Source organism: Pseudoxanthomonas sp. CCNWLY206-1 (assembly GCF_039710385.1).
In the GTDB taxonomy this organism is placed as follows: Bacteria; Pseudomonadota; Gammaproteobacteria; order Xanthomonadales; family Xanthomonadaceae; genus Pseudoxanthomonas_A.
This window is the reverse complement of the sequence record NZ_JBDKXI010000002.1, coordinates 201524-216109: the sequence shown is the minus strand read 5'-3', so window position 1 is coordinate 216109 and position 14586 is coordinate 201524. Positions and strand designations below refer to the sequence as shown.

At 62.8% G+C, this 14586-nt stretch carries 13 protein-coding genes; 8 read left to right on the top strand and 5 right to left on the bottom strand.

Translation table 11 applies throughout. The features are described from left to right. Positions 1–9: 9 nt before the first annotated feature. Positions 10–975, top strand: a complete 966-nt coding sequence (gene secF, locus AADW18_RS05130; RefSeq protein ID WP_337342292.1) for a protein translocase subunit SecF — start codon at positions 10–12, stop codon at positions 973–975. Between the two features lie 453 nt (positions 976–1428). Here secF and AADW18_RS05125 read toward each other — a convergent pair whose 3' ends face one another. Continuing rightward, positions 1429–2247 (bottom strand): inositol monophosphatase family protein, encoded by an 819-nt coding sequence (locus AADW18_RS05125; RefSeq protein ID WP_337342291.1) that lies wholly within the window; start codon positions 2245–2247, stop codon positions 1429–1431. 97 nt (positions 2248–2344) lie between these two features. On the opposite strand from AADW18_RS05125, the gene AADW18_RS05120 reads away from it, so the two are divergent. The 3 genes from AADW18_RS05120 to AADW18_RS05110 all read left to right on the top strand — a co-directional run bounded on the left by AADW18_RS05120 (position 2345) and on the right by AADW18_RS05110 (position 6245). After that, positions 2345–3124 carry an RNA methyltransferase gene (locus tag AADW18_RS05120; RefSeq protein WP_337342290.1) on the top strand — a complete coding sequence of 260 codons (780 nt, stop codon included), beginning with the start codon at positions 2345–2347 and terminating at the stop codon, positions 3122–3124. A 158-nt stretch (positions 3125–3282) separates the two neighbouring features. Further along, complete coding sequence (locus tag AADW18_RS05115) at positions 3283–4113, top strand: phosphate/phosphite/phosphonate ABC transporter substrate-binding protein (protein WP_337342727.1); 831 nt, start codon at positions 3283–3285, stop codon at positions 4111–4113. A 5-nt stretch (positions 4114–4118) separates the two neighbouring features. Further along, positions 4119–6245, top strand: coding sequence for an EAL domain-containing protein (locus AADW18_RS05110; RefSeq protein ID WP_337342289.1), 2127 nt, complete (start codon positions 4119–4121; stop codon positions 6243–6245). Between the two features lie 293 nt (positions 6246–6538). Here AADW18_RS05110 and AADW18_RS05105 read toward each other — a convergent pair whose 3' ends face one another. Next, a complete protein-coding gene (locus AADW18_RS05105; RefSeq protein WP_337342288.1) occupies positions 6539–7162 on the bottom strand; it encodes an exopolysaccharide biosynthesis protein in 624 nt (207 codons plus the stop codon). A gap of 7 nt (positions 7163–7169) precedes the next feature. Then, on the bottom strand, positions 7170–8477 hold the full coding sequence (locus AADW18_RS05100) for a hemolysin family protein (RefSeq protein WP_337342287.1): 1308 nt from the start codon (positions 8475–8477) through the stop codon (positions 7170–7172). Positions 8478–8744: 267 nt separating this feature from the next. On the opposite strand from AADW18_RS05100, the gene AADW18_RS05095 reads away from it, so the two are divergent. Both AADW18_RS05095 and AADW18_RS05090 read left to right on the top strand, forming a co-directional pair. Next, positions 8745–9371: a DUF47 family protein gene (locus AADW18_RS05095; RefSeq protein ID WP_337342286.1), complete on the top strand. Its 627-nt coding sequence runs from the start codon at positions 8745–8747 to the stop codon at positions 9369–9371. Between the two features lie 9 nt (positions 9372–9380). Continuing rightward, positions 9381–10502, top strand: coding sequence for an inorganic phosphate transporter (locus AADW18_RS05090; protein ID WP_337342285.1), 1122 nt, complete (start codon positions 9381–9383; stop codon positions 10500–10502). A 149-nt stretch (positions 10503–10651) separates the two neighbouring features. Here AADW18_RS05090 and AADW18_RS05085 read toward each other — a convergent pair whose 3' ends face one another. Beyond that, the gene (locus AADW18_RS05085) at positions 10652–11062 is read right to left on the bottom strand and encodes a hypothetical protein (protein WP_337342284.1); all 411 of its coding nucleotides are present in this window, start codon (positions 11060–11062) and stop codon (positions 10652–10654) included. Between the two features lie 41 nt (positions 11063–11103). On the opposite strand from AADW18_RS05085, the gene AADW18_RS05080 reads away from it, so the two are divergent. Continuing rightward, entirely contained in the window at positions 11104–11442 is a 339-nt protein-coding gene (locus AADW18_RS05080; protein ID WP_337342283.1) for an MGMT family protein, read from the top strand. Positions 11443–11485: 43 nt separating this feature from the next. Then, on the top strand, positions 11486–12145 hold the full coding sequence (locus tag AADW18_RS05075) for a rhomboid family intramembrane serine protease (protein ID WP_337342282.1): 660 nt from the start codon (positions 11486–11488) through the stop codon (positions 12143–12145). Positions 12146–12374: 229 nt separating this feature from the next. Here AADW18_RS05075 and AADW18_RS05070 read toward each other — a convergent pair whose 3' ends face one another. Beyond that, on the bottom strand, positions 12375–14396 hold the full coding sequence (locus AADW18_RS05070) for a M13 family metallopeptidase (RefSeq protein ID WP_337342281.1): 2022 nt from the start codon (positions 14394–14396) through the stop codon (positions 12375–12377). Positions 14397–14586: the final 190 nt, after the last annotated feature.

Below are 14586 nucleotides of genomic sequence, written 5' to 3'. Positions count from 1 at the left end.
CCCAAGACCATGAAAATTTTCCCGTTGCACCTCATTTCCAACCATACCAACATCAACTTCCTGCGTTTGCGTTGGTTCTCCATCGCCGTGGCGGTCGCGCTGGCGGTCGTCGCCGTGGGCGCGATGGTGGTGAATGGCTTCAACTACGCGCTCGATTTCACCGGCGGCACGGTGGTGGAGCTGCGCTTCAACACCGCGCCCGACGTGGATGGGGTGCGCGAGCGACTGGAGGCAGGCGGTTACCGGAGTGCCCAGGTGCAGACCTTCGGCACCGGCAAGGACCTGCTGGTTCGCCTGCAGCCGCGCGAAGACCAGACCAGCTCCGATACCAATAATCGTGCAGCGCAGGACGTGATCCGTCTGGCTTCGACGGCTGACAACCAGGCGACGATGCTGCGCAATGAGTTCGTAGGTCCGCAGGTCGGCAAGGAACTGGCCATGAACGGCCTTTACGCGCTGATCTTCGTGGTGGTCGGCTTCCTGATCTACATCGCATTCCGCTTCGAGTGGAAGTTCGCCGTGGCAGCCATCCTGACCACCTTGCATGACGTGTTGATCGTCGCAGGGTTCTTCGCTCTGACGGGGCGCGAGTTCGACCTGACCGTGCTGGCAGGCCTGTTGTCGGTGATGGGCTTCTCGATCAACGACACCATCGTGGTATTCGACCGCGTGCGCGAGAACTTCCGTTCATTGCGTGCCGAGCCGACGGAAGTGCTGAACCGGTCGATCAACCAAACCCTGTCGCGCACCATCATCACCTCGCTGGTCGCATTCCTGACCGTGCTGGCGTTGTACATGTACGGTGGCGGCTCGCTGGAAGGCATGGCGCTGTCGCAGATGATGGGGATCGTGATCGGTACCATTTCCTCGATCTTCATCGCCTGTCCGTTGCTGACCATCGGTTTCCTGAAGGTCACCAAGCAGGACTTGCTGCCACGTGCCAAGGACGAAGCGGCGCTGGCACGCCGGCCCTAAGTCCCAGGGACCGCAACACAGAAAAGGCCGCGCAATTGCGCGGCCTTTTTTGTGCGATCCGACGTAGAGCCGAGCTTGCTCGGCTGCTCTTCGGGACGTTGTCTTGATCCAAAGCAGCGGAGCAAGCTCCGCTCTACGTCATTGCCGTTGCTTTTGTAGAGCCGAGCTTGCTCGGCTGCTTTTTGGGCGCTGTCTTGATCCAAAGCAGCGGAGCAAGCTCCGCTCTACGTCATTGCCGTTGCTTTTGTAGAGCTGAGCTTGCTCGGCTGTTCTTTGGGCGCTGTCTTGTTTCGAAGCAGCGGAGCAAGCTCCGCTCTACGTCATTGCGGTTGCTTTTGTAGAGCCGAGCTTGCTCGGCTGCTCTTCGGGACGTTGTCTTGATCCAAAGCAGCGGAGCAAGCTCCGCTCTACGTGATGCAATGCTCGCCGTGCGCGCATGGCGCACGCTGCGGATCAGGTGAACGTGGCGGCGTAGCCGGACGTCACGATGGTTTTCTGCACCGCTTCGCAGACGCGCAGGTTGCCGGCGACGACCTGGCGGGTCAGGGCGCTGCGGCCATCGAGGCGGGCAAGGCTGGCGCCGCGGAAATCGCAGACTTTGCCGCCGGCTTCGCGTACCAGCAACACGCCGGCTGCGATATCCCAGTCCCTCACACCAGCTTCGAAATAAGCGTCGAGACGGCCGCAGGCCACATAGGCCAGATCCAGGGCGGCCGAACCGGCACGGCGTACGTCTTCGGCATGCACCAGCAGCTCGCGCATGCATTCCAGTTGAGCACCGGTGCGTGCACGCTCGCGTGGCGCAAAACCGGTAGCGACCATGGCACCCGCCAGCTCCTTGCGGTCGGTCACCCGGATGCGCCGCTCATTGAGCTGGGCGCCGCCGCCACGACTGGCGGTGAACAGGTCGTTGCGCAGCGGGTCGAAGATCACCGCGTCGGTGGGTTCGCCGTTATCGACCAGGGCGATCGAGACGCAATAGTGGGGGAAGCCCCGCAGGTAGTTGCTGGTGCCGTCCAAGGGGTCGATCACCCAGGTATAGCGTCCGCTGCCCTGGTTGCCACCTTCTTCGCCCACGACCGCATAGTCGGGATAGGCGCGGCGGAGTTCCTTGACGATGACCTTTTCGGCGTCTGCGTCCACTTCGCTGGCGTAGTCCATGCGTTCTTTCTGTACCACGTTCAAGCTATCGAGCTTGTTGATGTTCCTCAACAGCACATTGCCTGCCAGGCGGGCGGCTTTGACCATGACGGTGATGACGGGCTTCTGCATGGGTAAGACAACCTCGGACAGGCGGTGATGGGGCGCAACGAGTGGAAAAGAGCAGCACGGCTCGATGGCCGGCCCGCGCAGTTTACCATCTGCACCCATGAAGACTCCTGACAATCCTTTCGACGCCGCCGCAGGGCGCATCCGAGTGGTGCTGGTGGGCACCCAGCACCCTGGCAATATCGGCGCCGCCGCGCGCGCGCTGAAGACGATGGGCCTGGCACGACTGGTGCTGGTGGCACCGGAAAACTATCCAGCCGAAGAGGCGTTCCGGCGTGCGGCCGGGGCTGACGATTTGCTGGCCGAAGCCGTGGTGGCGAACACCCTGGCCGAAGCAGTGGCGGACTGCCGCTTCGTGTTGGGTTGCACCGCGCGCAGCCGGCGAGTGGCGCTGGACGAATGGGTGCCTCGCGATGCGGCCGAGAAGGCGGTGGACGCCGCCGGGCAGGGCGAGGTGGCGCTGGTGTTCGGGCGCGAGCGGACTGGCCTGACCAACGAGGAACTGCAGCTATGCCACGCGTCGGTGCATATCCCCGCCAATCCCGAATACAGCTCGCTCAATCTGGCGGCCGCGGTCCAGGTGCTGGCATATGAGTTGCGCCTGGCGCTGCTCGCCTTGGCCGCCATTCCGGCTCCGCAGGCCCTGCACCCTGACGAGACCCCGGCCAACCATGCGCAGATGGAGGGATTCTTCGGCCAACTGGCGGAAACGCTGATGGATGTGGATTTCCACAAAGGCCGCGCACCCGACTCGGCCATGCGCAAGCTGCGCCGACTGTTCCTGCGCGCCAATCTGAACGAGCAGGAAGTCCGCTTGTTGCGCGGAATCCTGGCGGACACCCAGCGCATGGCTCGGCTAGCACGGGAGAAGGCGCCCTGACTGTCCGGGAGTCACAAATTCCGCTAGTCTCGCGAGATCGTTTAGTCGGGCTTTCCTCGTTGCGTACAATCTGGTTCGGCTTGGCACTGATTCTGGTAGGCGCAGCCACATTTCCCTTTACCACCGCAGCGGCAAATGCCGCCAGCGATGGCCAGGTACTGGTGCTGGGACGCATCAGCGACGATCCCAAGACCCATTACGAGCAGCTCAAGCCACTGCTGGATTACGTGGTGCCGCGCATGCGTGACGTGGGCATCACCGAAGGCCGGATACTGATGGCGCGCGACGTGCAGCAGATGACCAGCTATCTGCGTCGCGGCCGGGTGGACTGGGTCACCGAAACCGCCGGCACCGCCATGCGCCTGCAGGAGCGCGCACGGGCGCGTCCGTTGTTGCTGACCGAGCGCGGCGGGGCGGACCGTTACCGCGGGGTTTTCTTCGTCCGCCGCGACAGCGGGTTGGAAAAGCTGGCGGACCTGACAGGGCGCACGGTGGCGTTCCAGAACACCGCCTCGACCAGCGCTTACTTCGCGCCGGCGGTGGAGCTCCTGGACGCGGGACAACGCCTGGAAATTCTTCTGTCGCCGATGGACAGGCCGGCGCCGGACTCGGTGGGTTACGTGTTCGCCCGTTCTGAAATGAACCTCGCCACGTGGGTCCACAAGGGATTGGTGGATGCGGGCGTGGTCAGCAATCTGGACTGGGAAGACATACGGCGGATGCCGCCGGCGTTCCGCACCGATTTCCGCATCATCCACGAAACTCCGGACTACCCGCGCGCGCTGGAAATGGTGCGTGGCGATCTGGATCCAAAAGTGGAGGCGCGGCTGCGCGAAGTGTTGTTGCAAGCCGCCAACGATCCCGACGCGCGCGAAGCACTGCAGTTGTTCTTCCGCACCACGCGGTTCATGCCGGTGGATTCGGCTTCCTTGGAAGCGTTGGATCATCTGCGCCAAGGCGTCCTGCGCGTGCGCGAGCAAGTCGAATGAAGAGCATGCGTTCCAAGAGCGTGCGCTTCGGCTTGCAGGCGCGGTTCCTGGCGGTGATGGCAGTGATGCTGGCCGTCGTCGCGGCGTTGCTGCTGCTATTGCTGCATCGGCAGACGGCGATGCAACAGGAAGTCGGCGAACTCGGCCGCGAGGCCATGCACAGCGTGGTGGAAGGCAGCCTGCGCCGGCATGGCGAAGCCACCGTGGACCAACTGGCCGATACGCTCGCCAACCCGCTTTATTACTTCGACCTGGACACGGTGGGAAATATCGTTCGTTCGGCGCAGAAGGAGCCGGATGTCAGTTATGTGCTGGTCTACGACCCGCAGGGCCGGATCATCCATGACGGCACCGAAGAAATCGCTGCGTACGGCAAGCAGATGGCCGATCCCTTGGCATACGAAGCTATCGCGACCAGCAAACTGCACACACAGTGGTCAGCGCAGATCGTTGATGTGTCCGAGCCGATCATGATCGGCAACCAGCGCATCGGCGGCGTGCGCGTTGGCTATTCCATCGCTTCGGTGAAGGCCTACGAGGATGAAGCCATCGGTGCGGCACGCGCGCGCTTGAAGGAACTCGGAGCGCGGCATCTGGGTTGGGTGGCGGCGTTGCTGGTCGCGCTGATCGTCGCGTGCTTCGCCATCGTCGTTTATGTGCAGCGAACACTGGTGCGGCCGATACGCCAACTGGCGCAGGCCGCACACGCCATCGAGACAGGCAATTACGAAGGCGAACGCCTGGCCAGCGATCGCCAGGACGAAGTCGGCGAACTGGTGCGCGCTTTCAGCAGCATGAGCGACAGCATCGCCCGTCATGATCGCGACGTGCGGCGGATGGCCTACACCGATTCGCTGACCGGCTTGACCAATCGCCTGGCGTTCCGCGAGAGCCTGGATCACCGCTTGATGATGCTGCGCGGCGCGGGCCGCCAGTTGGCGCTACTGTTCGCCGACATCGATGATTTCAAACGCGTCAACGACACGCTGGGTCACGAGGCAGGCGATGAGGTGCTGCAACAGTTCGCCAACCGTATTCGCGATGCGGTGGAACTGCTGGGCGGCGACGACGCGCTGTTGGCGCGTTTCGGCGGCGACGAGTTCGTGATCCTTATCCAGGACGGCGATGTGCGTGCCTGCGCTACCCGGTTAGCGGAAAAACTGGTCACCGAGTTGGGCCGGCCGATCCTGGTGCAGGACCGCCAGGTGTTCCTGGGTACTTCCATCGGTATCACCTTGTTCCCTGAAGATGCGTCCGGCGCCACCGCGTTGATGAAGAACGGCGATATCGCCATGTACCAGGCGAAGGTCGCGGGCAAGAACTGCTACCGCTTCTACAGCCGCGCGATGGATCAGGCGGTGGAGCGGCGCGTACGGATGGAACAGGAGCTGCGCGGTGCCTGGGAACGTGGCGAGCTGAGCTTGCTGTACCAGCCGGTATTCCGCTTGTCCGACAGCAAGATCATTGGCGCCGAAGCGTTGTTGCGTTGGCAGCATCCGGAGCTGGGCATGGTGGCGCCGTCGGTCTTCATCGACGTGGCCGAGCAAAGTGGGCTGATCGAAACCATTGGTCCGCGCGTGCTGCGCGCAGCTTGCACGGCGGCGGCACGCTGGAGCACGGATCGCGACTCGCTCGATCAGCTGTTCGTATCGGTCAACGTATCGCCGCGCCAATTGCGTAGCGGAGACTTGCCGGAAGTCGTGGCCGAATGCCTGCGCGACACCGGCCTGGCATCCTCGCGCCTGCACTTGGAGCTGACCGAAACCGCGGTCATCAGCGACGAAGCCCATGCCAGTGCTCTGCTAGCCACGTTGCACCGGACCGGAGTGAAAGTATGGCTGGACGATTTCGGCACCGGCTTCTCCGGCTTGAGCCACCTGCGCCGCGTTCCGGTGGACGGGGTGAAGATCGATCGCAGCTTCATTGCCGACATGCTGCGTGACCCGGATGACCTGGCATTGACCACCGCGATCATCGCAATGGCCCACTCGCTGGGGATTACGGTGGTGGCGGAAGGCGTGGAGAAGGAAGGCCAGTTCAACCTGCTGCGTGAGCGTGGCTGCGATCTGGCGCAGGGCTACTGGCTGGGCTATCCGGTCACCGCCGCCGAGTTCGCGCATTTGGTCACCTAAGTCGCCGGCGACAGGTCACACCGTCCGTCGTGATATCGAGACATTCGACGTAGGAGCGGCGTCCCGCCGCGAGCTCTTACGCCGATAGCGGCACAATGATTTTCGTAGAGCCGAGCTTGCTCGGCTCTTGGGCCGCATGCATTTCTCTAAATCATTCTTACGCTCTTATCCGCGCTAGGAGCTTTTTTGCTTCTGAGCACGGTGAGGTAGAGCTCGCGGCGGGACGCCACTCCTACAGTGCGCGCCCATGGTTACAGAAGCGTCCGTTCCTACAGAAGCGTAGGGGCAACCATCTAGAACCAGCGGTCAACGAATTGCGTCGCCGCGGTGACCAGGTTGCCCGAGAGAAAGCCGAATACCACCACCGCGATGCCACCGCCAATCCAGGCGACCAGCATCAAGGCGCCGTCTCGTTCCAACAACGCCAGCGCGAACAGCAGCAACAGTCCGCCGAAGAGATAGTTGGTGAAGGGGACAGGCAGGGCCAACAGCAAGCCGAGCAGCACCAGCAGCAGGCCGGTGAAAGACAACGCCAGCCGGTGATCAAGCACGATGTGCAGGCGCGGCCGAACCAGCTTTTCCAGCCGCCCGAGCCAGGGCGACATCCGGGTGCGGAACTTCACCAGCATGCGGCGATGCGGACCGCGCCTGGCGATGAAGGACGGCAGCCACAATTTGCTCAGTCCCACCAGCAGCTGCACGCCCACCAATATGACCAGCGGACCGCCGATGGCGCCGCCAAGCCCGGGCACGGGAATGAAGGCTGGCAACACCCCAATAAACAGCAACATGCCGAAGGCACTTTGGCCGAAGCCCGACAACAAACTGCCTAACTGCAGCACTTCATCGGGATCGCCCGAAGCGAAGGCGTCGAGCAGGGCACGGGTACTGGGAGTGGAGTGGTCGGAAGAAGGCATGCAGGTTCTAGGCGGTGACGTCTTCGCCATCGTCTTCCGGCAGCCTTTGCAATAGCAGTTTGTCGATGCGCGCGCCGTCCAGGTCAACGACCTCGAAACGCCATCCCGCCATGTCGAAGTGTTCGCCCACATGCGGAATGCGGCCGAAGTGTTCGATCATCAGGCCCGCCACCGTGTTGTATTCGTCATCGTCGGGCAGGGCGACGCCGCCCAGCAGTTCGCGCAGATCGTCATTGCCCAGCGAACCGTCCACCAGCAGCGAGCCATCCGCGCGAGTCACCACCAGTGCGTCCTCTTCGGCGTTCTCGGCGGATTGCAAACGGCCAACGACCGCACCCATCAAGTCGCTCAGCGTCACCAATCCCTGGATCTCGCCGTATTCATCGACCACCAACGCCAGCGATTGCTGTTCTTCGCGGAAGATCTCCAACAGTTTCATGGCGTGCGTGGATTCGGATACGAACAACGCCTCGCGCAAATTGCGGAAAATCTCCGGCGACTGATCCGCGAAACGGTCGAGCAGCGATTTCACTTCCAGGACGCCGATCACGTCCTGGTCGCTGCCGCGGTACACCGGAAAACGGGAGAACTGCGATTCCCGCATGGTCTCCAGGTTTTCCTCGTAGCTGGCGGAAACGTCCAGCCACACCACGCGCTTGCGCGGTGTCATGAGGCTGTCGGCGGTGCGGTCGCCCAGGCGCAGCACGCGATTCATCATGTTGCGCTCGTCGACGTCGATCACGCCTTGGGCATGGCCTTCGCTAACCAGCAGGCGGATCTCTTCTTCGCTGACGGCATTGCGGTTGTCGTCGCGAATGCCGAGCAGGCGCAGCACCGAACGATTGATCGCACCCAGCACGTACACGACGGGCCGGGCGAACCGCGACAGCCAATCCAGCGGTATGGCGACCGCGGCGGCGATCTTCTCGGCATTGGTCAACGCCAGGCGCTTGGGGATGAGCTCGCCGAAGATGACGGAACTGGCGGTAATCAGGGTGACCGCGGTGCCGATGCCGATGCCTCGGGCGTATTCCTGGCCGTTGGGCCAGACCCCTGCCAGCCACTGGGCGATCATCGCGCCAATGGCGTCGCCGCCAAAAACGCCGGCCAGGATGCCGATCAAAGTGATGCCTACCTGGACCGTCGACAGGAGATTATCCGGATGCTCGGCCAGCGCCAGCGCCACGCGGGCGCCGCGGCTTTCCAGCGCCATCTGTTTCAGGCGCAACTTGCGGGAGGTCATCAGCGCCATTTCCGACAGCGCGAAGAACGCGTTCAGGACAATCAGGGCGGCAACGATGAGAAGTTCAAGCACGGGACGCTCCCCGGCCATGGATGGGAGCGGCGGGCATGCTTCCGTGTCGCGGGCGACAGTGGGCGGGGGAGGTAGGGTCGTCGTCCATAGATGCACCCTGGGGCGCGGAGCGAGTTTATCAAACTGCCGGTCTCCCATGGCCGGCTTCCCTGGCGCCGTTAAGGGTGGCTAAGCCGCCGCGGCCGGTCAAGGCTGTCGCTATCTGTCATTGAACGGTCATAATTCCACCCCTGAAGCCGTCCTCTCCGTGACGGTGGGGTGAGTTCCATGTTTTCGTTGCAGACCATTTTCGGCTCCGGCCAGCAGTTCTACACCCTGCTCGACGAGGCCGCCCAGGCTGCGTTCGACAGCACCCAGGCCCTGTACGCCATGATGAAGGCCCCCGATCGCCTGCCGGCGCTGGATGCCTTCAAGCTGGCCCGCACCCGTGAGCGCGCCGCCTCGGACAAGATCGGCAAGGCGCTGGTGGACAGCTTCATCACGCCGATCGAACGCGAGGACATCGAAGCGCTCGGGTCTGCTCTGTACAAGATCCCCAAGCAGGTGGAGAAGTTCGCCGACCGCTACTCGCTGGCCATCCAGCACCTGGAAGGCATCGACTTCGCGCCTCGCGCAGCGATGCTGGAGCAGGCCGCGGGCGTGGTGGTGGAGATGGTGCATGAACTCAAGAAATTGAACATCGATCGGATGACCTCGCTCAACGAGAAGCTGCGCGCCATCGAGAACGAGGCCGACCGACTGATGCTCGAGTTGTACCGGGACATCTATTCCGGCCGCCTGGACAACCTGCAGATGTTCCTGCTCAAGGAGTTTTTCGAGATCCTGGAAAAAGCCATCGACCGCTGCCGCGAAGCGGGCGTGGTGGCTTACCAGATCGTTCTGAAAAACAGCTAAGGACGGGTCATGCTTACTCTGGTCCTTGTGGTGATCCTGGCCGCGCTGGTTTTTGAATTCATCAACGGCTTTCACGACACCGCCAACTCAATCGCCACGGTGGTCGCCACCAAGGTGTTGTCGCCGGGCCAGGCGATCGTGCTGGCCGCCAGCACCAACCTGATTGGCGCATTCATGGGCACGGCCGTGGCCAAGACCATCGCCTCGGGCCTGGTCGACACCGATGTGGTCAACATGACCTCGCAGGTGCTGATCTGCACCCTGCTCGGCGCGATCATCTGGAACCTGATCACCTGGTGGCGCGGACTGCCGTCGTCCTCGTCTCACGCACTGATTGGCGGACTGTGCGGCGCGGCGTTGGCGGCAGCGCATAACAACTGGGGCGCATTGATCTGGTCGAAGGCCGGCGATGGTGACTGGGCCACCAACAAGGGCCTGTTATGGAAGGTGGTCATGCCGATGATCACGTCGCCGCTCGCAGGGTTCCTGCTGGGCGTCACCATCATTTCGCTGCTGTACCTGCTGATCTCGGGAATGATGAAAGCGGGCGGCCCGCTGGCGCGCATGGCCAGGCCGCGCTGGGTGAATGCCTTCTTCGGCAAGGCGCAGCTGGTCTCGGCCGCCTACATGGGTTTCGCGCATGGCCGCCAGGACGCGCAGAAGACGATGGGCATCATCGCGCTGTCGCTGTTCGCGGCGCAGTCGGCGGGCACGCTCGATGCTCTGCCGCCGTGGCTCGCTTTCCTGCATCCGGATGGAGGAAAGGACGACATTGATTCATGGGTGATCGCCACTTGCGCGCTGGTCATGGCCGCGGGTACGGCAGCCGGTGGCTGGCGCATCATCAAGACACTCGGCCACAAGATGGTCAAGTTGCAGACCATCGATGGTTTCGCAGCGGAAACCGCGTCGGCGACCATCCTGGTCACGGCGGCGCACTTCGGTATGCCGGTTTCGACGACCCACAGCATCTCCACGGCGATCATGGGCGTGGGCTTCGCGAAGAACCCGCGCGCGCTGAAGATCAGCGTGATCGAACGCATTGTCTGGGCGTGGATACTGACCATTCCAGCCGCTGGTGGCATCGCCTACGGCCTGCTGCGTTTGTTGGAGGCGATGGGCTGGGCTTGAGGAGCCGGGAGTAGGGAAACCGGAATCGTAGGAGCGCCGTCCCGGCGCGAGCTCTTCGCTTTCACCGTGATCTGATGGAAAGAGCTCGCGGCGGGAGGCCGCTCCTACAGAAGCTTGCGACGCCGCTCCTGCACCGCCGTGGGCGGGTCTTACAGAAGATCGCCTTCCGCCGACAACGCCCGTTCCATGCTGTCGCCCAATCCGCCGATTTCCAGTACCAGCCGGTCGACTTCGGCAGGATTGAGGCCGTCATAAGGGCGGTTTTCGCATAGCTGCAGATAAGGCACGCCATCCAGATCGCCGATGGCCAGATAGCCGACGCTGCTCTGCCAATTGAAGGTCAGTGCACGCCGGGCGTCGATGCCGGTGATCGGCGCGATGACCGTGCTCACGCGCAGATAGCCGCGCTCGTCGTCGTTGCCCAGTTCGGAGAGGAAGATCGCCTGGTGGCGGCGGCCATTGCCCAGCGACAGTTCCACGCAGGCCACATAGGGTTCCTGCATGGTGACCTTGTAGCCCGAGGTATGCAGATGGCTGCGGATCTGTTCGAAGTTCTGCATGGAGATGCTCCTTTACGGCGTGGACGCTATGCTAATCCGCAATGGCCGCCAAGTCTCCCGAATCGCGCATCCTCGCCGCCGTCCGTGCGATTCCGCGCGGCCAGGTGGCAGGCTATGGCGAAGTGGCGTTACGTGCCGGGTTGCCTGGCCGGGCGCGGCTGGCCGCACGCGTGCTAAGCCAGAATGCCGATCCCAATCTGCCGTGGTACCGGGTGCTGCGATCGGATGGACGCATCGCATTTCCCGAGGGCTCCGCGGGTTTCCGCGAACAGAGCCAGCGCCTGCGGGCAGAAGGCGTGATGGTGGTGAATGGCCGGGTGAAGCGCGCCAAACCGGAACGCAATCTGGATGAAGCTATTTGGGGCCCAGGCCAGGATTAATCCACGGCCGCTTATGATGGCGGCCTGCCATTCGAGACTGATCATGTTCCCCAGACTCCTGCCGATAACGCGCGCGCTGCTGATCGCCAATGTGGTGGTGTTCCTGCTGCAGAGCGTGATGGCCTATCAGACGGTCGCACCGTTCCAGTTGTGGCCGATGAATTTCGGCAATGCCGACATGCCGTATTCGTTCCAGATATGGCAGCTGCTGACCAGCGGATTCATGCACGGCAGCCTTGGCCATCTGTTCTTCAACATGTTGGCGCTGTGGATGTTTGGTTCGCCACTGGAACAGACCTGGGGCGAGCGCCGTTTTCTGACCTTCTACATGGTCTGCCTGATCGGGGCCAACCTCTGCCAAGTGTTGGTTGCCACCTGGACGCTCTCCAGCTCCGGCGAGGCTTATCCCGCGCTGGGCGCCTCTGGTGGTGTGTTCGGATTGCTGCTGGGTTACGGCATGTTGTTTCCGAACAATCGCATGATTATTTTTCCGATTCCCGTCGAGATCCGTGCACGCACTTTGGTGATCATCTACGGCGCACTGGCGCTGTTGCTCGGGGTGACCGGCTGGCAGCCCGGCATCGCGCATTTCGCTCATCTGGGCGGCATGCTGTTCGGCTGGTTGCTGATCCGTTACTGGCGCGGGCAGCCGCCGTTCGGCAAAGGCCGTCGCGGCCCACCGAATATACGCATCGTGCGGTGATTGGTTACTCGGATTCGCTTCCGTTGTAGAGCGGAGCTTGCTCCGCTGCTCTTGAGCCGGCAAGTAAAAAGCAGCGGAGCAAGCTCCGCTCTACGGGTGCTCTTGGGTCGGCAAGTAAAGCAGCGGAGCAAGCTCCGCTCTACCAGAGCTGCTGCGAGAAGGACTTTTGGAACAAACAAAAACGGCGCGGATTTCTCCGCGCCGTTTTTTTGTTTTGCTGAGTTATGCCTCAGCGCCAGATCTTGATCTGGTCGGGTTCTTTCACTTGCATCGGTTGCCCTGCCTTGCAGGTAAACGCTTCACCGAACGAAGGTTGCTGCGTCAGCGGACCGTTGGCACGCCACTGGCCGGGAGCATGCACATCGCTGGCGACGCGTTGCGCGGCTTCGTTCTTGGACAGATGCTGCGCCCAAAGCGCTGCCCATGCTTTGTAGAACGCTTGTTTGTCGGCCTTCGTCGCTTGCGGCGCAGTCGCGGTGTAAGCATCCCAGGCCAGCTCGACGCCTGAAAGGTCAGCCAGATTCTCGTCCAGCGTCAGCTGGCCGTTGAGCTTGGTGGGGAGGCCTGGATAGGCGTAGCTGCCGTACTGCGTGGCGACTTTGGTGCCGATCGCGTTCCATGCCGATATATCCGCCGGGGTCCACCAATCGCGCACCTTGCCATTGGCGTCGACCATGCGGCCTTTGCTGTCGAAGCCGCGGCTGAGTTCGTGGCCAACCAGTGCGCCGAACGAACCATACTGACGGGCCGCCGGCTGGTCGCCTGCGAACACTTCTCCCTGCAGTACCGCCGCGGTCACGATCAGGCGGTTCTGGGCGATGTCATAAGCCAGCGCCGGTTGCTGCGGCAGGACGTCCCAGCGACGGTCGGCGTTGCCTTTGCCGATACGTTTCATTTCCTCGCGATGACGCCAGGTGGAGGCAATCAGCATGTTGCTGCCGAAGCTGCCGCGGCCCATCGGTTGCACGCTGTAATCCAGATCGCGCCGGGGCGTGCCGACCTCGATCTTCATTTTCTGCAGCTTGGCCTTGGCTTCGGCCTTGGCTGGCGCGCTCATCCACTGATTGCGATCGATGCCGCGGCCCAGCGCGTCACGCACTTGCTCGGAAATGGCGACGGCACGCGCCTTGTTGGCATCGGGCAGGTAGCGGGCGGCATATTCGCGGCCGACCATCGGCCCGGCTGCCAGGTTCATGGCATCCAGCACCTGCTGCCAACGTGGCGCGGGCGCGACGTCGCCGCGCAGCACGCGACCACGGAAACCGAATTCCGCTTCACGGAAAGGCTTGGCCAGGTAAGGCGCCATCGCGTCGCCTACGCGCCAGCGCAGGTAGGTCTTCCATTGATCGGGCTTGATGCTGGCGATGAGTCCGTCCAGGCGCTTGAACAGCTGCGGGTCGGCCATCGACACTTTGTCGTCGTTGACGCCCTGGGCCTTGAGGAAGGCATCCAGCTGCAGGTTGCGGTATTGCTTGCCCAGATCCTTCGTGGCGACCGGCACATAGTTGGTCAGCGGATTGCGCAGGTCCGCCAGCGGTTTGGATGCCTGCGCCAGTCGGGTCTCCAAATCGATTACCGCTTGCGACTCGGCTTCCAGCTTGTTCTTGGGAGTGCCAGTCAGTGCCAGGATCTGCTGCAAGTAAGCCCGGTACCGGCCCAGCAACTCGCGCGTGTCGGCATCGGTGCGGGTGTAATAAGCGGGATCGGGCAGGCCCAGGCCGCCTTGCATGAAGTAGCCGATGTGCCTGTCCAAGTGCTCCAGGTCGACATCGGGGCTGAAATTGAAAGCCACCGGAATACCGACCTGGTGCAAGGCGGCGATAGACGGCGGAATGTCCTTGGCCTTCTTGATTGCGTTGATGCGGTCCAGCAGCGGCGCAATCGGCTTGGATCCGTCGGCTTCGACTGCGGCTTCATCCAACCCGCTGGCCCAGAAGTCGCCCAGCAGCTTCTGCACATTGCCCTGCGGCGCCTTCATGGCAGCATCCAGCAGGTCGCGCTGTTGCTGCAAGGTGCGGTCGCGGAACTGGCCCAGCACGCTGATGGAGCCGGCACCGGACGGCAATGCATTCTTTTTCAGCCAATCGGCATTCGCGGCGGTATAGAAGTCGCTGCATTCGGCGCTGACCGCGGGCGCGCTCGGAGCACGCTTTTTCTTCTTGGCTGCTTCTGCCTGGGGCGCGCCCAGAATGGCGACCAGGGCGAAGGCGAGTAAGGCAGGCTTGCCAAGTGCAGTACGCGGGAAGGGCATCAGCGGTTTTCCGGTGCTTTGTAAGGTGCCCGGATTCTAGCAAGCGCACAGCAGCAAACGCGCGCCGGAAGCTCTAAATGCACCTGTGGGAAGCGCTTGGTCAGCGTGCATTGGCCGCATCGCTCGCGAATGGGAAGGCTTTTGTGACGGGCGGCCGGATTACGACCGTCGCCTGCAAAGCGTAGCCGGG